The organism is Paenarthrobacter sp. NPDC058040, assembly GCF_042885775.1.
Classification (GTDB): Bacteria; Actinomycetota; Actinomycetes; order Actinomycetales; family Micrococcaceae; genus Arthrobacter.
The window spans coordinates 24,301-43,737 of the sequence record NZ_JBHVRN010000005.1; the positions used below are offsets into that span (position 1 = coordinate 24,301).

The 19,437-nt window shown below is 63.6% G+C and carries 17 protein-coding genes; 9 read left to right on the forward strand and 8 right to left on the reverse strand.

Annotated features, from left to right (window positions below):
* Position 1: 1 nt before the first annotated feature.
* Positions 2–1,030, forward strand: a complete 1,029-nt coding sequence (locus ACFVSJ_RS07925; RefSeq protein ID WP_387435727.1) for a hypothetical protein — start codon at positions 2–4, stop codon at positions 1,028–1,030.
* On the opposite strand, the gene ACFVSJ_RS07930 is transcribed toward ACFVSJ_RS07925, so the two are convergent.
* From ACFVSJ_RS07930 to ACFVSJ_RS07955, 6 genes are all read right to left on the reverse strand, one after another.
* Positions 1,027–1,737 carry a DUF4166 domain-containing protein gene (locus ACFVSJ_RS07930; RefSeq protein ID WP_387435728.1) on the reverse strand — a complete coding sequence of 237 codons (711 nt, stop codon included), beginning with the start codon at positions 1,735–1,737 and terminating at the stop codon, positions 1,027–1,029. The genes ACFVSJ_RS07925 and ACFVSJ_RS07930 overlap by 4 nt on opposite strands.
* Positions 1,738–1,752: 15 nt before the next feature.
* The gene (locus tag ACFVSJ_RS07935; protein WP_387435730.1) at positions 1,753–3,045 is read right to left on the reverse strand and encodes a DUF58 domain-containing protein; all 1,293 of its coding nucleotides are present in this window, start codon (positions 3,043–3,045) and stop codon (positions 1,753–1,755) included.
* 65 nt (positions 3,046–3,110) lie between these two features.
* Positions 3,111–4,115: an AAA family ATPase gene (locus tag ACFVSJ_RS07940; RefSeq protein WP_387436145.1), complete on the reverse strand. Its 1,005-nt coding sequence runs from the start codon at positions 4,113–4,115 to the stop codon at positions 3,111–3,113.
* A 77-nt stretch (positions 4,116–4,192) separates the two neighbouring features.
* The gene (locus ACFVSJ_RS07945; protein WP_387435732.1) at positions 4,193–5,395 is read right to left on the reverse strand and encodes a DUF4350 domain-containing protein; all 1,203 of its coding nucleotides are present in this window, start codon (positions 5,393–5,395) and stop codon (positions 4,193–4,195) included.
* A complete protein-coding gene (locus ACFVSJ_RS07950; RefSeq protein WP_387435733.1) occupies positions 5,392–6,072 on the reverse strand; it encodes a DUF4129 domain-containing protein in 681 nt (226 codons plus the stop codon). Before ACFVSJ_RS07950 ends, ACFVSJ_RS07945 begins: the two co-directional genes overlap by 4 nt.
* Positions 6,069–7,160 (reverse strand): glycerophosphoryl diester phosphodiesterase membrane domain-containing protein, encoded by a 1,092-nt coding sequence (locus ACFVSJ_RS07955; protein ID WP_387435734.1) that lies wholly within the window; start codon positions 7,158–7,160, stop codon positions 6,069–6,071. The genes ACFVSJ_RS07950 and ACFVSJ_RS07955 overlap by 4 nt, the downstream gene beginning before the upstream one ends.
* Positions 7,161–7,205: 45 nt before the next feature.
* Between ACFVSJ_RS07955 and ACFVSJ_RS07960 the strand changes: the two genes are divergently transcribed.
* From ACFVSJ_RS07960 to secA, 8 genes are all read left to right on the forward strand, one after another.
* Entirely contained in the window at positions 7,206–7,373 is a 168-nt protein-coding gene (locus tag ACFVSJ_RS07960; protein ID WP_387435736.1) for a hypothetical protein, read from the forward strand.
* 226 nt (positions 7,374–7,599) lie between these two features.
* Complete coding sequence (gene mtrA / locus ACFVSJ_RS07965) at positions 7,600–8,274, forward strand: MtrAB system response regulator MtrA (protein ID WP_347107889.1); 675 nt, start codon at positions 7,600–7,602, stop codon at positions 8,272–8,274.
* Between the two features lie 148 nt (positions 8,275–8,422).
* Positions 8,423–10,213 (forward strand): MtrAB system histidine kinase MtrB, encoded by a 1,791-nt coding sequence (gene mtrB, locus ACFVSJ_RS07970; protein ID WP_387436146.1) that lies wholly within the window; start codon positions 8,423–8,425, stop codon positions 10,211–10,213.
* Positions 10,210–11,925 (forward strand): LpqB family beta-propeller domain-containing protein, encoded by a 1,716-nt coding sequence (locus tag ACFVSJ_RS07975; protein ID WP_387435737.1) that lies wholly within the window; start codon positions 10,210–10,212, stop codon positions 11,923–11,925. Before mtrB ends, ACFVSJ_RS07975 begins: the two co-directional genes overlap by 4 nt.
* 68 nt (positions 11,926–11,993) lie before the next feature.
* Positions 11,994–13,013 carry a ComF family protein gene (locus ACFVSJ_RS07980; protein ID WP_387435738.1) on the forward strand — a complete coding sequence of 340 codons (1,020 nt, stop codon included), beginning with the start codon at positions 11,994–11,996 and terminating at the stop codon, positions 13,011–13,013.
* Between the two features lie 144 nt (positions 13,014–13,157).
* Positions 13,158–13,886 carry a ribosome hibernation-promoting factor, HPF/YfiA family gene (gene hpf, locus ACFVSJ_RS07985; RefSeq protein ID WP_387435740.1) on the forward strand — a complete coding sequence of 243 codons (729 nt, stop codon included), beginning with the start codon at positions 13,158–13,160 and terminating at the stop codon, positions 13,884–13,886.
* A gap of 30 nt (positions 13,887–13,916) precedes the next feature.
* Positions 13,917–15,197 (forward strand): winged helix-turn-helix domain-containing protein, encoded by a 1,281-nt coding sequence (locus tag ACFVSJ_RS07990; protein WP_387435741.1) that lies wholly within the window; start codon positions 13,917–13,919, stop codon positions 15,195–15,197.
* A gap of 42 nt (positions 15,198–15,239) precedes the next feature.
* Positions 15,240–17,981 (forward strand): preprotein translocase subunit SecA, encoded by a 2,742-nt coding sequence (gene secA, locus ACFVSJ_RS07995; RefSeq protein ID WP_387435743.1) that lies wholly within the window; start codon positions 15,240–15,242, stop codon positions 17,979–17,981.
* Positions 17,982–18,068: 87 nt separating this feature from the next.
* Here secA and ACFVSJ_RS08000 read toward each other — a convergent pair whose 3' ends face one another.
* Positions 18,069–18,488, reverse strand: coding sequence for an Rv3235 family protein (locus ACFVSJ_RS08000; protein ID WP_387435744.1), 420 nt, complete (start codon positions 18,486–18,488; stop codon positions 18,069–18,071).
* A gap of 133 nt (positions 18,489–18,621) precedes the next feature.
* Positions 18,622–19,341: a LysM peptidoglycan-binding domain-containing protein gene (locus tag ACFVSJ_RS08005; RefSeq protein ID WP_387435746.1), complete on the reverse strand. Its 720-nt coding sequence runs from the start codon at positions 19,339–19,341 to the stop codon at positions 18,622–18,624.
* Positions 19,342–19,437 lie beyond the last annotated feature (96 nt).

Sequence of the window (19,437 nt, forward strand, 5' to 3'; positions counted from 1 at the left end):
CGTGGCGGAAGAGCACCCCGTTCGGGCCAGCGCCACGGCCCTTGGTCCGTGGCCGGGGACTGACCCTGCGGAGGCCATCCGGACCATCCGTGGAGAGCTGGGCGACCCGCACCTTCCGTTCCTCCCGGAGCTTCCCGGGCGTGGTGTTGGTTCCGACGCCGTTGGCCGCACGGGCAACCTGCTGGTGGATTTGGCCATCGACGTCCAACCGCACGGCTGGCGGCTGGTGGACCGTCCCGGAAAGGACCACTTTCGGGCGCGGTCGGCCCTTTCATCGGACATCAACGTCCTGGCCGACGTGGCAGGAGCAGAAGATGTTTCGGCCACCGAATTGAAGATCCAGTTGGTGGGACCCCTCACCCTGGCCTCCGAGCTGTACCTGCACAACGGTGAGCGGGCGCTCCTTGACCATGGTGCGCGTCGCGACATTGCCGCGTCCCTGGCAGCTGGGGTGGCCGATCATCTTCGGAAAGTCCGGGCAGCAGTTCCCGGAGCCGGCATCGTCGTGCAACTGGACGAACCCGCTATTGCCGCCGTGATGGGCGGAACCATTCCAACGGCGAGTGGTTACCGGACGTTGCGGTCCATAGCAGGTGACGAAGTCAGCTCAGCGTGGCGGCTGGTGATCGACGCACTCAAGGCGGCCGGCGTCGTCGAAACCGTTGTTTCCGTGCCGGAGATCGAAGCGCCGATCGAACGTATCCTGGCAGCGGGAGCTGACGGTGTCGCCGTGCCCTTGAAAGCTTTGACCACCCGCCAATGGGAGCAACTGGCCGCTGCGGTGGAGGCCGGCAAGCGTGTCTGGGCAGGCGCGCTGCCTACGGACGGACCATCCTTGCCGCGGACCTCTGAAATCGTGGAACGCTTGTGGCGGCCATGGCGCCAGATGGGCCTGCCCGCTTCGGCCTTGGCCGGATTGCGGGTAACCCCGGCGACTGGCCTGGCACACCTGAAGCCCGCGGAGGCCAAAGCTGCGCTGGCGAAGCTGGCGCAGGTGGCCGACGGCCTGGACCAGCTGGCCCAGGGCTAGACCCGTTCTTCCCATCGCTGGGGCTCCGCGTAGCGTGGCAGGGCGGTCCCGGCTGCGGAACCGGGCAGATACGGAACCAGCCGGTAGTCGAAGCGGCCGGCGTACACAAGGATCAAGCCCACTTGTGGCTGGATCACTTTCACCTGGATCCGGTGCTTGCCATCTGCCTCGTCCCACCACTGTTCGGCATAGGCGCGGGCGTCGAGTGCTGCCGGCAGCGGGATCCGGAGGGGACCCAGGAAAAGCCTGCTGGCTCTGGACACACCACGCAGCCTTCCTTCAGGGGTTGCGCTGACCTCAAGGTCCGTCACCAGGCGCCGGTAGCGGCCCAGATGGTCCACCAGCCGATGGGGCTGTCCGTGCGGGCCGGGAAGGGCGCTCGTTGTGTCGTGGAAAAGCCTTGTCCCGGAGGGGAAATAGATCTCCCTCCGGGCAGTCAGCGCCGGGCGTCCGAACGGATCCATATGGGCATGGTTTTCTATCCGGAAGGGGATGCCCTCGCCGTATTCGGGAAAGAAAGCCTCCTCGTTGCCCGTGAGGGCCAGCAAAGGGCGCAGCCACTTTTGCCGGCAGCCCACCACATCGAAGACTCCCTGGCCGATGCCGTACATGCCGGAACCGGGGGCAAGGGAAAAGTAGTCGCGAAGCTCCGGCTGCAGGCGGTCGAAGTCGTCGCGCAAAGCCAGTTGGTAGATGGCATCGCCCACGGCGTGCGTTCCTTCCTAGAGGCGTCCGGCAGCCTTGAGCCGGATATACGTATCTGCGAGTTGGGGAGGCAGGTCCAGTGGATCCGCGTCCACCACTTCTGCTCCCACTTGCCGGAGCTGCGCTGTAACTGCTGCCCGCTCCAGCAGCGCCCGTTCGGCGGCTGCAGCACGGAAGACCTGGCTCGCCGTCGAACGTTCTTCCTTCATTGAGGCGAGCACAGGGTCGCGGACTGACGCCACGACAACCACGTGCTGGGTTGCGAGCTGGGCAACCAAAGGGAGCAGGCCCTCTTCGGGGGCGCCGCCGTCGAGCGCAGTCAACAGCACCACCAGCGAGCGGTGGGCAGAGACGGCCCGGACCTGGCCGGGAATCTGTTGCCAGTCGAGTTCGATGAGTTCGGCATCCAGCGGCGCCATCGCCTGGACGAGTTGGCCCAGGAGGTTACCTTTCGACGCCGACTCCACCCGGGCGCGGAGACGTCTGTCGTAAGCGAGGAAATCCACCCTGTCCCCACCGCGTTCAGCAAGGACTGCCAAAAGGAGGGAAGCTTCGATGCCGGTGTCCAGCCGGGTCTCATCCTCGATCCGTGCGGCGGCTGTCCGGGACGTATCCAGGACGATGACCACGCGGCGGTCCCGCTCCGGACGCCACGTGCGGACAACGACGGAGCTGCGCCGGGCCGTGGCGCGCCAGTCGATGGAGCGGACGTCGTCCCCGCGGACGTAGTCGCGGAGGGAGTCGAATTCCGTGCCGGCACCGCGGATCTGAACAGCCGCCCTGCCATCGAGTTCGCGGAGCTTCCGCAGCTTGGAGGGCAGGTGCCGCTTGGCGTGGAAAGGCGGAAGCACCCGGAGATGGCCGGGCAACGGCCGGGTGCGCTGGCGGGCGGCGAGGTGCAGAGGACCGTGGGAACGGATGGTTACGTGTGGCGCCGCAAGGTCACCGCGCCGCCGAGGGACCAAGGTGACGGCCATCCGGCGGCGTTCGCCCGCCGGAACCACCAGGTTCTGGACGGCGTTGAGGGCGCCGGCAGATGGTTGCCATGCGTCACGTACCAAAGCGCGAAGCTTCCGGCGGCCCGGATTGGTGACAACCACCACCGATTCTGTCTTGTTTTCCAGGGTGACGTTGGTCGGCTGGACGCGCTCAAGAACGGTTTTGGCGGGGGAAGCGGCCAGCGCCAAGTCCACAGTGAGCAGCAGCAGAAGTGCGGTTGCGACCATAAGCACCGTTGACCAGGACGGAAACAGGACAACAGGTGCCAACGCAGCGAAGGCCAGAAGGACAAAGCGACCCGTTACGGCCATTCAGCACCCCTTCGCAGGTACCGCAAGGCGATCCACCGAAGCCCCGGCCGGGACCGGATACTGGGTCACCGCGGTACCGGAACGGAAGCCAGGATACTGCCCAGCACGTCGTCAACGTTGATCCCGTCCATCTGTGCCTCGGGTCGCAGGCCAACACGGTGCCGGAGGCACGGCAACGACAAGGCCTTGACGTCGTCTGGAGTCACGAAGGAACGCCCTGACAACCACGCCCACGCCTTCGAGGTGTTGAGCAAAGCGGTGGCTCCGCGAGGGGAAACCCCGAGCTGGAAGGACGGTGCGGATCTCGTGGCGCGGACTACGTCCACGATGTAGGCGAGGACTTCCGGTGCAGCTGAAACTCCGGCAACGGCCTGGCGGGCCTGCGAGAGTTCCGTGGCACCGGCAACCGGCCGCACGCCCGCGGCAGCGAGGTTCCGGGGATCGAAACCGGCGGCGTGGCGGCGAATCACCTCGATCTCTTCGGCCCGGCCGGGCAGCGGCATGGTGAGCTTCAGGAGGAACCGGTCCAACTGGGCCTCGGGCAGCGGATACGTTCCCTCGTACTCAACGGGGTTCTGGGTTGCCGCCACGATGAACGGTTCCGGAAGGGGCCGCGAAACACCGTCCACGGAAACCTGCCGCTCCTCCATCGCTTCGAGCAATGAAGCCTGGGTCTTCGGTGGCGTCCGGTTGATCTCGTCGGCCAGGAGGATATTGGTGAAGACGGGACCTTCCCGGAAGGAGAACTCCGAGGAATGGGCGTCATAGACCAACGAGCCTGTGACGTCGCCGGGCATGAGGTCCGGAGTGAACTGCACGCGCTTGGTATCCAGGCTCAGGGCGGTCGACAGTGCCCGGACCAGCAGGGTCTTGGCGACGCCCGGTACCCCTTCAAGGAGGACATGACCGCCGCACAGCAAAGCGATGAGCATCCCGGTCACCGTGGGGTCCTGGCCGACCACGGCCTTGCCCACCTCGTTCCTGACGTTCAGCAGCGACTGCCGGGCCGGGTCTCCGGCTCCATTGGCCGCCGCTCGTCCATCGTGGTGGGCTGCGGACGTGGTGTCCATTCCGGTGTTGCCGGCTTCCGGCGTCGTAGTGCCGGCGTATCGCTCGGCGCTGTCCGTGTAGCTGCTGGGCTGGTTGCTCATCGGGCTGTCGCCTCCTGTTCGATTCGTTCCATGTGTTGTGCCCACTGCACAAGTTGTCCTTCTGTTTGGGGATCGGAGTCGATCACGGTGAAACGGAGTTCGGGAATGGGTCTTCCAAAGTGTCGCTCCAAGGCGTCGATGATCGCGTCCGGTGTGGCGTCGGCACCAAGGTTGAAGTGCTTGGCCAATCTCCACAGCGTCCCAGCCCGAAGGTTGTCCGCCGCCCGCTGTACTGCCCGGGAATCCTGATAGAGGCGGGCCCGGCCCTCTGCGGTTTCCGCCGCTTTCACCACCACGGGCAGTGGCTCGTTTACCAAGGGACCCAGTCGCCGTCCCCGCCATGCGATGGACAGCACCGCGACGAGGGCAAGCCACGGACCTGCAACGGCCAGCCAGGGTGGCGCCAAATCATTGAGGCTGGGGGTGGACGCGTCCGCCTCGAGATCGGCAACGCCGGGCAAGTACCAGATGACCTGACCGGTGGTGCCCATCGTACGGAGTGCGAGTGCGGCGTTTCCTTCCTCCGCCAAGTGGGCGTTATTGAGCAGATCTGCGCTGCCCAGGACCACCACCTTGCCGGTGGAGGAGGCAGCGTAGAGCCCCGGGCCGCCGGGACGGGTGCTATAGCACGTGACCGGGGCAGTGTAGACAGTGCCCCGCGCAGCAACGTTGCCGGCCGCCGTTGCGTCCGCTTGCCGGCACGAGGGAGCGAGCACGTTGGTCGAATCGGGAACGACTCCGCTGGCCTGGATTTGTGCGTCGAGGCCACGGACCGTTCCAAGCCGTGGTGACACCGCGACCACCCTGGCGGCATCTGAGTCCCGCAGCTCCGCCAACCGCTCCCGGCCCAGGAAGCCCCGTGGGTCATGGATCAGGACCGTGGACTGCGGGTTTTCCTCAAGGGCGTCCAGCGTTCCGGCAAGGGAGTCGGTGCTGGTGACACGGACACCGTGCTGGCGGAGGAGTTCGGCCAAGGCCATGGCGCCGTCCGGCCCTGGGTTGTTGGCCGACAACGGACGCGTGTCCGTCGTGGGCGCCTGCCGCTGGACAACGAGGTAAGTCACCAATGCGGCAAACAAGACAGCAAGCGCCACCCACTTCGCATTTCGCCGGAACCAGTTCAGTTGCTTGGTGCCGGGCTGCGCGTTGGCGGGAGCATCGTCCGTAGGTGTACCGGGGGATGTACCGGTCAGAGTCATCGCGGCACGGCCAATCCGTGTCCGGCAGGTGCAGGGTAGCCGGGGGACATGGCCAGCAGTTCCGCATCCAGTTGCCGAATGGCCTCGAAGTCCGGCCCCTGTGCGGATTGGTCGCCGTACAGGACGGCGTCAAAGACGCCTGCGGCCTCGGCGAGGCGTTGGTGGGCGGGTCCAAAGGCCTGGCCCAGTTGCGCAGCAGCTTCGTCGGCAGTCCTGCCGGCCCGTGACTCGAGAACGTCACGTTCTTCCGCGGAACGCACCAGGGCACGGAATTGTTCGACGACGGCGGCCTGCCAGTTGCCGTCGCCGGCGGCAGTTGCGGCGCGTTGCCTGTATGCTGCCGCCCCCACCACCGGTTCGTCGCCGAAGACCCCTGCGGGAGGTGCCTTGCGGTGTGCGTTCAGGCGAGGTCGGACGAGGACAACGGCCACCACAATAAGCACCACCGCGAGAGTGATGATGAGCGGGACGGCCACACCGTTTCCACCTGAGGTACCATCGCCGCCCAGGGAGTTGAGCCAGTCAAGGAAGTCGCGCCACATCTGGTCCAGCCAACTGGGACGTGCTTCTGCGTACTTGTTCTTGCTGAGCTCCTCGACGGCCCACCGTCTGGCCTCGTCCCGGTCCGGAACCACCGGCGGTTCGCTCGTGACGGCCAGCGTCAACGCTCCTGTCATACCGGAGGCCGTGGCCCGTAGGGCCCGTCCGGGACGGGCGAACCGGGAGCGGGCCAGGAACCGCCATGGGGCGGCCACTGCATGCCGACACCCGGGGCCCGGGGCTCTCCCGGTACGCCGTCGGGGTCGGCGCCCGTCTCCATCAATCGCATCAGTTCCACGTCGAGTCCTTCACGCCGCATCCGGAGATCCACGTAGATGAGCGCAGTGACCGACGTTTGGAAAGCGAAGGTCACCGACCCCACCAGGACGGCGACGATGGTGGAAATGACAGTAGCCAGCAGCAAACCTGAACCGGTGGAGGAGGCGTCGGGGTGTGGAGAGAACACCGTTCCAACGCCTTCGGTGGCCAGGCTCACCGGGATCTGGACCACATTGCCAATGACGCCCACCATGATGGCCACCACAAGGGAGATCCCTAAGATCCGCCACCAACTGTTCCGGGTCAACTGCCAGGAACGCAGCAGGCCGTCATAGACGCCCACCCGTTCCACCACAATGGCGGCGGGAGCGAACATGAGTTTCAGGCCAATCCAGACGAACAGGACGATGGCGCCGATCCACAGCGGAACAGCCAGGCCGATTCCGGCAGGTCCCATGCTCATGATCAGGAGCACGGCGACGCCGACCACCGCAGCGACGGCCAGCAGGCCCACAAAGGTGAGGAGCGCGGCAACGCCAAGAAGTGGCCATATCTGCCTTGCCGCAAGTTTCCACATTTGCCGGAATCCCGTGCGCCGGTTCAGGACTGAACGGGAGACCGGCACAGCGAAGACCCCCTGCAGGACCGAGCCAAGGACCGTGGTGAGGATGACAACGCCAAAAATGGCAGCCAGGAAGCCGACGACCGGGCCCAGGAAGGAATCCAGGTCCGCACGGCGATTGACCGACTGCAGGGATTCCATGGCCGGCAGGACTGCCATGGTCAGGACACCCGTCACGATCCCGCTGACGGCCTGCACAATGAGGGCCGAGCCCACCATGGAAGCCGCATTCCGGCGGATAGTCTGGAATGCGCCGTCCAGGAACTCGCCGAACTGCAACGGCCTGAGGGGGATGATCCCGGGCTTGGGGGGAGCCACGTACATTGGTTGACCGTAAGGCTGGCCATACTGTTGTCCGTAAGGCTGGCCATGGTGTTGTCCGTACGGCTGGGCACCGGGCATCCCGGCTGGTCCCTGGCCCTGCCAGTGCTGCGGTCCGGGAGGTGCCGGCCACGCTGGTTGACCGCCCCATTGCGGTTGGCTTCCCCACCCGCCTTGGCCACCGGCCGGCGGCTGCTGGCCATGCTCTGGTTGTGACACGAGTTCCTCCCCATCAGACCCTGATCGCCGACCATCGACGCCCCCCAAACGGATCTGGACCCCAGCCTATAGTCCCGCTGCCATCCCTCATAGCATTGGCGTGATTCCGCGGAGGCACAGCGGGTTCGGGGCAGTGCAGTACGGTGGAAGTGCTCCTGAAGGACGCCATGCCGTGCGCCCTCGCCAACAGGACAAAGGCTTGTCGATAAGGGAATATATAACTATGAAGGCACGCATTCTGGTAGTAGACGACGACGAAGCGCTCGCAGAAATGATTGGCATCGTCCTGCGTAACGACGGCTTCGAGCCGGTGTTCTGCGCAGACGGCGGCCAGGCCCTCGATGTCTTCCGCTCGTCCAAGCCGGACCTCGTACTCCTCGACCTCATGCTTCCCGGTTCAGACGGAATCGAAGTGTGCCGCCAGATCCGTGGCGAGTCGGATGTTCCAATCGTGATGCTCACCGCGAAGTCGGACACTTCGGACGTGGTCCGTGGATTGGAATCGGGCGCGGACGACTACGTGCCCAAACCCTTTAAGCCCGCTGAACTGGTGGCCCGTGTCCGGGCACGCCTCCGTCCGGGCGAGCAGAAAGCGCCCGAGACGCTGCGGATCGCCGACGTCACCATTGACGTTGCGGGACACCTGGTGACCCGTGGCGGGGAGCGCATCTCGCTGACCCCGCTTGAGTTCGACCTCCTGGTGGCCTTGGCACGGAAACCTTGGCAGGTCTTCACCCGTGAGTTGCTCCTCGAGCAGGTCTGGGGATACCGGCATGCCGCCGACACCAGATTGGTGAATGTCCATGTCCAGCGTTTGCGTTCCAAGATTGAACGCGACCCGGAGGCGCCCGAGGTTGTATTGACGGTGCGTGGTGTCGGATATAAAGCAGGTTCCTGAGTCACCCGCAGGCGAAGCCGGAACGGCCGACGCCAAGCGTGGACAGCAAGCCCCGGAAACCACCGGGGCAGCTTCGGCGAACCCTGTGGAAGCGCCCGGGAAGCCTGCGGGCAAGGACCGCCGCAGCAGTGGGGAAACCGTCAAATGGTTGGCCGGCAGGGCAAGGATCTGGACGCGACGTGGACTGATCCTGGTCCTCCGGGTTTCCCGCCTCGTGGTGATCGGAATACGCCAGATCCGGCCGGGTCTTCGCTTCCTGTGGCGCTCCCTGCTGCGGCGCTGGCGGCGGTCCCTCGAGTTCAGGACCGTCCTCACCACGCTGCTGCTCGCAATCACGTCCTTCGCGATCGTTGGGGCTTACCTTTCCAACCAGATTGCCAACAACCTCTTCCAGGAGCGCCTGGCTCAGGCGGAGTCGGAGTCGCGGTATAACGTCAAGCAGGTCCAAGACACGTTCGACGGCGCGCAGGTCACCGACCAGTCCAGTGTCATCACCCTGGTTTATGACACTCTTACGGCCGTAGAGGGCCGTGGATCCGTTATCCAGCGACGGTACGTTTTCGAAGCCGTTCCGGAGCAAACCAAACCACGCAACCGGTGGGTTGAGTCCCGGGCTTCCGATCAACTGACGGTGCGGGTCATTCCACCCGAATTGAGGAAGGCTGTCCAGGACGGCGGCAAGCAGCAGTTCTGGGCGTCGATGCAGTTTCCGGTGGGAAACGAGGACCGGCCGGGTATTGCCGTGGGAAACAAGGTCACGTTCAACGGGACCATGTATGAGCTCTATTTGATCTATGACCTCAACACAGCCCAGAAGACCTTGGACGAAATCCAGAACGTCCTGTGGGCCGGCGGCGCCGCTTTGGTCCTCATGATTGGTGCGATCGCCTGGTATGTGACTCGAAACGTTGTGAGCCCTGTCAGCCACGCCGCGGTGGTCTCCGAGAAACTGGCGGCAGGCCAACTCCAAGAGCGCATGGTGGTCAAGGGCGAGGACGAAGTGGCAAGGCTGGGCGCCTCGTTCAACCACATGGCCGCAAGCCTGCAGGAGCAGATCACCCAACTTGCCACGCTGTCACAGATGCAGCAACGGTTTGTTTCGGACGTCTCCCACGAGCTCCGGACGCCGCTGACCACCGTCCGTATGGCGGCCGAGGTCCTCTTTGATGCCCGCGAAGAGTTCGACCCCATGAACAAGCGGTCCGCCGAGCTCCTCTACAACCAAGTGGAGAGGTTCCAGTCCCTGCTGTCCGACTTGCTGGAGATTTCCCGCTTCGATGCCGGGGCCGCCATCCTGGACGCAGAGCCGCAAGACATTTTCCAGGTGCTGGCCCACGTTATGGAAGGTGCTGCGCCGGTAGCCGCCGAATATGGCTCCGAAGTCCGCCTGAACGCCCGGGACAAGGCCATCGTGGTGGAAATGGACTCCCGCCGGATCGACCGTATCCTCCGCAACCTCCTGCTCAATGCCTTGGAACACGGAGAGGGCAGGCCGGTCCATATCTCTGTCGCAGCAAACCAGGATGCCGTCGCAGTGGCTGTCCGCGACCACGGAATCGGTATGAGCCAGGCTGAGGCCGCCCGCGTCTTCGACAGGTTCTGGCGCGCGGACCCGGCCCGCGCCCGCACGACCGGGGGCAGCGGTCTCGGCCTTTCGATTGCCGCGGAAGACACCAAACTCCACAACGGCTGGCTGCAGGCCTGGGGACGCAAGGGTGCCGGATCCAATTTCCGGCTCACTCTTCCCCTGCGCCAAGGCGGAACCATTCTCAAATCGCCGCTCCAGCTGGAACCGGCGGACATCGACCTCCCGGACACCGGCATCGAGCACCAGTTGCTGGTCCTGGATACCGGCCCAGGGGCTGCCAAGTCGGGAACCCGCGGTCCCGACCATGCTGATCCTGGACCACCGCCCGGCACTCAGGGAGGAAACCCATGACAACCGCCAAGCCTCTCCGGCGGATAGTCGTCGCCCTGATGGCGGTCCTCGTGCTTTTCCTGGCGTCGTGCGCCCAGATTCCGCGGTCCGGACCCGTGGGCAAGAGCAAGGACGAAAGCGCCGGGAATTCGAACGCCCCGGTGTTTTTCCCGGCAGCGCCCCGGGCCGGCGCCAGCCCGGAGGCCGTCATCGAAGACTTCTACATGGCCGGCAGCGGTTATGAGGACGACTACCCGGTGGCGCGCCAGTACCTGACCCAGGCGCAGTCCGTGACGTGGAAGCCGGACAAACGGGCTTTAGTCTTCCGTGAAGCGCAAGTGGTCAAAACCGCCGTCGAAAATGAGTACGTGTACGAGCTCGACCTCGCCTACTCCGTGGACGCCGACGGCATCGCTACGCAATACCCACCCGGGACAAAGGAATCCATACCCGTTACCCTCGACCAAGTGGAGGGGGAGTGGCGCATCTCCAAGGTACCGGATGGCACTGCCATCCCCGAGGAGACCTTCAAGGTGATCTACGGGGCTTACCCCATCTACTTCTACGACCCGACATTTACCTATGCGGTTCCCGACTACCGGTGGTTCATCAAGAAGAAGACCGTCAAGTCGATGACCAGCGCGCTGCTGGCCGGCCCCGCCCCCTACTTGCGCGGCGCCGTCGTGAGTGCCTTCCCGTCGGGAATCAAACTGGCGAGGGAGTCGGTCCCCGTAGTTTCCGGTGCCGCCCAGGTGGACTTGTCCGCCAAGGAGCTTTTCGATGCCTCCGCCGAAGACCGGCAGCGCATGCAGAACCAGTTGGCGCTGACGTTCAGGAGCCAACCTGACGTTATCAACGTCCAGCTCCGCGCGGACCAGGATTTGGTACGGGTTGACGACGACGGCTCGGTGCTGCCGCCTGTGGTGGACAAGAGTGTTCCCGCCCGGCAAGTAGCCGTGAACAACGGGGACCTTGTCCGCTACGAGAACAACAGGGTCTCGCCCCTTCCGGACATCCAACCGGTGGCGGGGCTGGGACCCCACGCGCCGGCGGAATCGCCCGTCTCGCAAACGGTGGCCTTCCTCAATGGAGACCGGACAACCCTCTACTCGATCGAACCAGGTCAACCAGCCCGCCAGCTAACAACACGGAGTACGCTCACGGGACCATCCTTCAGCCCACACGATTGGGTCTGGACTGCGGGGCCCGGGGCAAACGGAGCCACTGAAATCGTGGCGTTCAAACCGACCGGGGTGGCGCCCGGGATGGCCGTTCCCTCCTCAACAGTGACTCCCGCATGGCTGTCCGGAAGGACCGTCAAGGAGTTCAGGGTCTCGCGCGAGGGTGCCAGGGCGTTGATCATCTCGGTGGCCAACGGCAAGACAGCTGTCCAAGTCTCCGGCATCGTACGGAACCCCGATGGCACGCCCAAGGATCTCACGGCCCCCATCACCCTCTTCACCGGTTCGTCGCCCGACCAAGGGGTATGGGTCAACGGGTCCACTGTGGCTGTCATGACCGCTTCGGCAACCGGGACGGTGGTACCGGAGTTGCTTTCGCTTGCCTCCGGAGACCCCCAGCAACTCGCACCGTGGGACGGACTGACCAGCCTGAGTGCCGGAAACGGTTCAGAGCAGATCTTCGGCCAGTCGGCAGCCGGAGTCTTCCAACGCGTCGGGAACGGATGGGAACTGCAGCTGAAGGGGCCCACGGAGCCGGCATTCCCCGGGTAGGCCCCGGTTTCTCCACATACCCCCCGGCAACGGTGCCCGGGCGTGGCCCACGCGGGCAGGCTTGAACCATGGCTTCCCTGTACCCCCTGCGTCGGCATGCCGACCGTGATGCTCCGAAACGCCGGAAAGCAATCGTAGATCCCGACCTTGGGGGAGTTGGGCCCGTCGTGGCTCCGCGCCGTGGCGAATACGCCAGCCTTGTTGGCAGGATGGGGGAGACGTGCCAGCTGGCCGCTGCCGAGCTGCTGCACCTCCTGGTTCCTGTGGAATGTGTTTGTTGCGGGGTGGAGGACACCGTGCTGTGTGCCATGTGCGCCAAACGGATCCGCTTGCTGTGCAGGCACCCTTTTCGGGCCGAGCAGGAAGCGGCTGTTCTGATGGACTTCGATGGAACCGCCAGGCTCGGCGTGGTCGCGGCGGGGCCTTACCGGGATGAGCTTGCCCAAGCAATCCTGTCCTTCAAGCGTGGTGGGCAGGGGCGACTCGCAGCGGTCTTGGGCCCATGCTTGGCCAAGGCGTTCAAAGCTGCCGTGGGGCCGGAACAGGGGCTGATCCTCATTCCGGTCCCCAGCAGCGGCAAGGCGTTCCGGAAACGTGGATTCAGTCCTGTCCACCTCCTTCTCGCCGCGGTTCGCCGTCGACGCATGCTGGGGGACAGCAGCATGGTGGATGCCCTGCGAAGGAAAGGCGGCCCACTGGGCGAAAGGCCGCTTTGGCAGGCGCTTACCGGCGTATGGGGCACGGTTTTGGGCGCAATCGTTGGGCAGGCGGCGCTGCATGCCACCGGCGGCCAGAAAGGACTCGGACGTGGGGAACGGGCACGGCGGGTTTCGGGCTCCATGGTTGTGAAGCCTGGTTTCCGGTCCAAAATCGGTGGACGCAGATGCCTGATCGTGGACGACGTCCTGACAACCGGGGCCACCCTCGCGGAGGCCAGCAGGGCCTTGGAGGCGGCCGGTATGACAGTTTGCGGTGCCATTGTCCTGGCGGCCACGAGGCCACCAGCCTACGCCTCTTTTACTGCGGAAGACGAGCCCACTGCAGCGAGCAAGACGCAAACAAAAAATAAGTGGCTAAAGGGTGAATAACTCGTGCTGATGAACTAACGTCGGTTGTGGGTACCAAGAACAGATGTACCTGTCGATAGCGGCTCGGAAAGGGGCTCGACTGTCCGTCAGACCCGGCCCCAAACAGCGTCGTTGTCGTGTCACCTGAGTTATTTGGAGGGCACCATGGAGTTCATGATCAGCGGACGAAACCTGACAGTTTCCGATCGCTTTCGCGAATACGCCGGCGAGAAAATCTCAAAGATCGAATCGCTTGGGGACAAGGTCCAGCGGGTAGACGCCAAGGTTTCCAAGGAAACCAATCCGCGCCAGACACCTGGCCAGCTCACCGTTGAAGTGACCGTCCTGGGCCGAGGCCCCGTGATCCGTGCCGAGGCCACAGCCGCTGACAAATTTGCTGCCTTCGATCTCGCGTACAACAAGCTGCTTGAGCGGCTGCGTCGCGCGAAGGACAGGAAGAAGGTGCACCACGGGCGGCACACGCCCAAGGCCGTACGCGAAGCAACAGCATCCCTCGAGCCCGCAAGCGCCAGCGAGCCGATCTACGCCGAAGCGGGCAACCACCAGGATCCCGCACTGCAGGCTGACGAACCGTCACCGTACGACATCGAGAACGACATCCCGGCCGGCGACTCACCCGTCCTCATCCGGCGGAAGGTATTCCCGGCCGCGTCACTGACGCTTGACGACGCAGTGGACAACATGGAGCTCGTGGGACACAACTTCTACCTGTTCCTGGACAAGGAAACCAACGCACCATCCGTGGTTTACCGGCGAAGTGGCTGGACCTATGGTGTGATTACCCTTGACTCGACGTGCGAACCGGGCGAGGACGCCGTTGAGGAAAAGATCCACGCATACCGTTCCGATGACCAGGCGGCCACCGCCAGGTAAGGCACGGTCGTCCCCTACGAAAGGACTTCCATGACTGTTTCGCTGAGCCTCTCCCAGGCACGGCGGACAGCGTTGGCAGCACAGGGATTAGCAAAAGCCCGGCCCACCGGACCCGTCACCAAGCGGGCGGTGGGCCGGACTTTTGCCCAACTGCAACTGGTCCAGATCGACTCGGTCAACGTCCTGGCCAGAAGCCATTACCTGCCTTTCTTCTCAAGGCTGGGGAACTACGACCCCACAATCCTGCAATCCCTGGCGGGGCGGTCACCCCGAAAGATGATGGAGTACTGGGCGCACGAGGCGAGTTTCATCAGGCCGGAGCATTTCCAGGACCTCTTGTTGTGGCAAAAACGCCTTTGGGTGGGCGCGCACCGCATGGATCCGGCCGTCCGTTCGGACATGGAAGACCGGATCATGGCGGCGCTGGCGGGAAGCCGACCGATGACGGCTGCTGAATTGACCGCCAAACTTGGACATGATGAGGACCCGGGACGAGAGAACTGGGGCTGGAATTGGAACGTCGTAAAACGGGTCCTTGAGCATTTGTTCGAGGAAGGCCGGGTCTCGGCAGCATCCAGGACCCCGCAGTTCGAACGGCGCTACACCCTGACATCGAGGGTCTATCCGGGCACACCCTCCGCGTCCACGGACGTGGAGAAATCCATGGACAGACTGATCGAGGCCGCCGGCCGGGCCCACGGGATCGGTACAGTACGCTGTTTTGCCGACTATTTCCGGACGCCGGTGAAAGCCGGTGCTGAGTCGGTCCAGCGCCTGGTGGACGCAGGGCGTCTCGAGAAAGTGTCGGTGCAAGGGTGGGCCCGGGATACCTACCGGCACGTGGAAGCCCGAGTCCCGCGCAAAGCCGAGGGACGGGCGTTGCTGAGTCCTTTCGACTCCCTGGTCTTTGAGCGCCGTCGCCTTGAGGAACTGTTCGGTTTCCATTACCGCATTGAGATCTACACTCCGGCGGCCAAACGGCGTTTTGGCTACTACGTACTGCCGTTCCTGCTGGGGGAAGCAATGGTGGCCAGGGTGGACCTGAAAGCAGACAGGGCCACCGGACGACTCCTGGTGCGTTCGGCATTTGGCGAGCCGGGAGCCCCGGCGGACACCGCCGTCGAGCTTTCCGAAGAGCTCAGGCTCATGGCTGAATGGTTGGGGCTGCAGGAGATAGCAGTGGAACCCGTGGGTGATCTTGCCGCGGACCTTGCCGACGCCATGGCAGTTGGGCCCGCCTGGAAGGACCCGGCGGACAATCCGCTGACAGGGAAAACCGACAGCGTGGCCTTGGTCTCTCCCGTAGACTGAAACAGCCAGAATTCGGCAGCATGAGACTGGGAGCAATTTCACGTGGCATCACTAATCGAAAAACTTCTCCGCACGGGTGATAAAAAAACCCTCAAGCAACTGCGGAACTATGCCGATTCCATCAATGCCCTTGAGGACTCCTTCAAGACGTTCTCCGATGCCGAACTCCGCGAGGAAACCGACCGTCTCCGCTCCCGGCACGAGGACGGCGAAGCCCTGAACGACCTCCTCCCCGAGGCGTTCGCCGCCGTCCGTGAGGCATCCTCGAGAACCCTGGGTATGCGGCACTTCGACGTCCAGCTTATGGGTGGTGCCGCATTGCACCTGGGCAACATTGCCGAAATGAAAACCGGTGAAGGCAAGACACTCGTTGCCACTGCTCCTGCGTACCTGAACGCGCTCACTGGCAAGGGCGTACACGTTGTCACCGTGAACGACTACCTCGCCGAATACCAGTCCGAACTCATGGGACGCGTCTACCGTTTCCTGGGACTCACCAGCGGTTGCATCCTGTCCAACCAGGATCCCGCTGTTCGACGCGAACAGTACGCCGCTGACATCACCTATGGCACCAACAACGAATTCGGCTTCGACTACCTGCGCGACAACATGGCGTGGGATTCAAGCGAACTCGTCCAACGGGGCCACAATTTCGCGATCGTGGACGAAGTGGACTCGATCCTGATCGACGAAGCCCGTACCCCGCTCATCATCTCCGGCCCGGCCCAAGGCGATACCAACCGCTGGTACAGCGAGTTCGCCAAAGTGGTCCTTCGCCTCCAGCCTGAGGTGGACTACGAGGTCGATGAAAAGAAGCGCACCGTTGGTGTCCTGGAAGCGGGCATCGAGAAGGTGGAAGACTACCTTGGCATCCAAAACCTGTACGAATCCGCCAACACTCCGCTGATTGGCTTCCTCAACAATGCCATCAAGGCCAAGGAACTTTTCAAGCGGGACAAGGACTACGTCATCCTCGACGGCGAAGTCCTGATTGTCGACGAACATACGGGACGCATCCTGGCCGGACGCCGGTACAACGAGGGCATGCACCAGGCCATCGAGGCCAAGGAAAACGTCGAGATCAAGGCTGAAAACCAGACCCTCGCCACGGTCACGCTGCAAAACTACTTCCGCATGTATTCGAAGCTTTCCGGTATGACGGGTACGGCTGAGACCGAAGCGGCCGAATTCATGAGCACTTACAAGCTGGGTGTAGTGCCCATTCCCACCAACCGCGACATGCAGCGCATCGACCAGTCGGACCTCGTTTACAAGAATGAAATCGTCAAGTTCGACGCCGTGGTCAAGGACATTGCGGAGCGGCACGAAAACGGACAACCGGTTCTGGTAGGCACCACGAGCGTCGAAAAGAGTGAATACCTCTCCAAGCTCCTGGCCAAGGAAGGCATCCGACACGAAGTCCTCAACGCGAAGAACCACGCGAGGGAAGCTTCCATCGTCGCGCAGGCCGGGCGCAAGGGTGCCGTTACCGTGGCAACCAACATGGCCGGACGTGGAACGGATATCATGCTCGGCGGCAACGCCGAATTCACTGCTATCGCTGAGCTTGCCAAGCGTGGCCTCGATCCGGAAGAAAACTCCGAAGCCTACGAGGCTGCCTGGCCAGAGGCCCTTTCTGCTGCCAAGCAGGCTGTCAAGGACGAGCACGAGGAAGTCCTGGACCTCGGCGGACTCTACGTCCTGGGTACGGAGCGCCACGAGTCCCGGCGCATCGACAACCAGCTTCGCGGACGTTCCGGACGCCAGGGCGACCCCGGCGAGTCCCGCTTCTACCTTTCCCTGACCGACGACCTCATGCGGTTGTTCAACTCCGGTGCCGCCGAACGGCTCATGAACAGCTCGGTTCCGGACGACGTCGCCTTGGAGTCCAAACTGGTGTCCCGCGCCATTGCGTCTGCACAGGGCCAGGTGGAAGCCCGCAATGCTGAGCAGCGCAAGAACGTCCTTAAATACGATGACGTCCTGAACCGTCAGCGTGAAGCCATCTACGGAGACCGCCGCAGGATTCTTGAAGGTGACGATCTCCATGAGAAAGTCCAGTACTTCCTGGAAGACACCATCAATGCCCTTATCGACTCTGCGACAGCAGAGGGAACGGGGGACGATTGGGACTTCAACCAGTTGTGGTCCAACCTCAAGACGCTTTACCCGGCGACGGTGACTGCTCAGGAGATCATTGACGAGGCCGGAGGTAAATCGAAGGTCACGGCTGAGTTCCTTCGTGAAGAAATCCTTTCTGACGCACGGCTGGTCTACCAGGGGCGCGAGGAAGCCATCGGCTCCGAGAGCATGCGGGAGCTTGAACGTCGCGTTGTGCTGTCCGTTTTGGGGCGCAAGTGGCAGGAACATCTCTACGAGATGGATTACCTCAAGGAAGGCATCGGCCTCAGGGCGATGGCACAGCGTGACCCGTTGGTCGAGTACCAGCGTGAGGGCTTCACGATGTTTCAGAGCATGATGGAGGCCATCCGTGAGGAGAGTATCGGATTCCTGTACAACCTCGAGGTTGAGGTCACGCCGGCGGAGGATGTGGTAGTCGCAGACGACACCGCTGCTGGTGCGCACACTGAACACCATGATCCGCAGATCCGGGCAGCTGGTTTGGAGGCTCCCGAAAAGCCGGCCCAGCTGCAGTACACGGCTCCCGGCGAGGATGGGGCAACGCAAACGCGCATCGAAGGCAGGACCTCGGGGCGCTCCGGCAACCCCGCCAAAGCAGCCGCCCAGGAGCAGCGGAAGCCAGCCAAGAAGAAGCGCCGGTAGGCATTCACGCGCTGCTTTGACGCGGCGAAAAGGCCCGGGACCGTTCACGTCGAACGGTCCCGGGCCTTCTTGTTTGGCGGTGTGGCCTCAGCCGATTTCCAATGCCGTGACCCGCCAGGCGCCATCGCAGAGCTCGAGCCTCATGGCTATGGCCCGGCACCGAAGATCCTCTGCCACGACGACGCTGGCCTCGTGGACCTCGTCCGAGATGCGGCAAACGCGGACGGAACGGACCATGGGACTGAGATGGATCCTTTGCGGGGCCCTGGACCGTACAACGAAGTCCCGTGTGAGCCCGGCCCGGTGCTGGAGCGCAACATAGCAGTCTGCTTCGAGAAACCGTGCAAGCTGTTGTACAGGCCGCGTGCCTGCAATGACCTCAACGGCAGCTTGTGCGATGCTTCGTGCCACCAAGCGGATGTCGATGTTCGACGCACCGGCGCCTCGCTTTGCCACTTGTGTCGGTGTCGGGACATCCGCGGGACGGCGTGCCGTGGTAACAGTCATGGTCAATCCTCAGGAATAGGCGTTCACAGCCCGGCGGGGGATGGCCTGGCTCTATTGGCTTTTTCTGGGATTGACTTTGGATGGGTAAACGGTGTCCCTGAGCGGACAGCGTTCAGTTTTTGTTGTTCGTGGTTCAGTCCGGCGGAGGCTGCAGCACTTGACCCGGGCGGAGGACCGAGGGGTCATCCCCGATGGTAGGGCGGTTGCTTGCGTACCACCGTGGCCAGGCCATCGCGATGTCCACGTCGGTGGCCATTGGGCCGGACCAGCGGGCTGCGATGGCCCAGAGTGTATCGCCGTCTTTGACAACGACGCTGGCTTTGCTGGAAGGGGCCAAGGCATTGGTTCTGGCTGCGGAGCGGCCCAGAAGTCCGGGTTCGACGAGTGGCGCCCGTGGCTTCCATTGAGGTGCGAAGTGGGCTTCAGAATGTTGCCATTCGGCGGGCCTATGGGCAGTTGTACTAACGGGCGCGGGTTGCCACCCAGGTTCGGGTGGCGTTTCGGCTTGTGCTGCCGGCCCTCCCCAAAGGTTGACGCTCAGCAAGGCAAACGCCAGGCGAACCATGAACCCGGGACTGTACTTGGCTACCACGTTGGCGCTGGACTTGCGGCCCGTCCTTCGCAGTACGGCGGCCAGGAGGGCAAGGCCGAAGGTCAAGAGCCACCACGCCACAATCGCGAGGCCAAGGACATTGGCCGTGAGGCCAAGCAAGCGGTCGAAACCGAGGGCTTGGGGTCCGGCAGCATGCTCCCGATCCGTCAGCAGTCCCGTGAGAGCAAAGAGCAGGCCCAGCCCGAGGATTATCCCGGCGATGGCAGCGTCGTTCCATCGAAGAGAATTGTCCCGGCCCATTCCGCCCCCATTCAGATCACATGTTTGATGTCATTTGATGCACTTAGCCAATTTTTGACATGCTTTGTTCGGTTTGTCCAATCGATGTACAGGGTG

Excerpts from the sequence above, each read along its gene's own strand:
- ACFVSJ_RS07935 (WP_387435730.1), bottom strand. The coding sequence starts at position 3,045 with ATGGCCGTAACGGGTCGCTTTGTCCTTCTGGCCTTCGCTGCGTTGGCA.
- ACFVSJ_RS07940 (WP_387436145.1), bottom strand. The coding sequence starts at position 4,115 with ATGGACACCACGTCCGCAGCCCACCACGATGGACGAGCGGCGGCCAAT.
- ACFVSJ_RS07945 (WP_387435732.1), bottom strand. The coding sequence starts at position 5,395 with ATGACTCTGACCGGTACATCCCCCGGTACACCTACGGACGATGCTCCC.
- ACFVSJ_RS07950 (WP_387435733.1), bottom strand. The coding sequence starts at position 6,072 with ATGACAGGAGCGTTGACGCTGGCCGTCACGAGCGAACCGCCGGTGGTT.
- ACFVSJ_RS07955 (WP_387435734.1), bottom strand. The coding sequence starts at position 7,160 with ATGTACGTGGCTCCCCCCAAGCCCGGGATCATCCCCCTCAGGCCGTTG.
- ACFVSJ_RS07960 (WP_387435736.1), top strand. The coding sequence starts at position 7,206 with ATGGTGTTGTCCGTACGGCTGGGCACCGGGCATCCCGGCTGGTCCCTG.
- mtrA (WP_347107889.1), top strand. The coding sequence starts at position 7,600 with ATGAAGGCACGCATTCTGGTAGTAGACGACGACGAAGCGCTCGCAGAA.
- ACFVSJ_RS07975 (WP_387435737.1), top strand. The coding sequence starts at position 10,210 with ATGACAACCGCCAAGCCTCTCCGGCGGATAGTCGTCGCCCTGATGGCG.
- ACFVSJ_RS07980 (WP_387435738.1), top strand. The coding sequence starts at position 11,994 with ATGGCTTCCCTGTACCCCCTGCGTCGGCATGCCGACCGTGATGCTCCG.
- hpf (WP_387435740.1), top strand. The coding sequence starts at position 13,158 with ATGGAGTTCATGATCAGCGGACGAAACCTGACAGTTTCCGATCGCTTT.
- ACFVSJ_RS07990 (WP_387435741.1), top strand. The coding sequence starts at position 13,917 with ATGACTGTTTCGCTGAGCCTCTCCCAGGCACGGCGGACAGCGTTGGCA.
- ACFVSJ_RS08000 (WP_387435744.1), bottom strand. The coding sequence starts at position 18,488 with ATGACTGTTACCACGGCACGCCGTCCCGCGGATGTCCCGACACCGACA.
- ACFVSJ_RS08005 (WP_387435746.1), bottom strand. The coding sequence starts at position 19,341 with ATGGGCCGGGACAATTCTCTTCGATGGAACGACGCTGCCATCGCCGGG.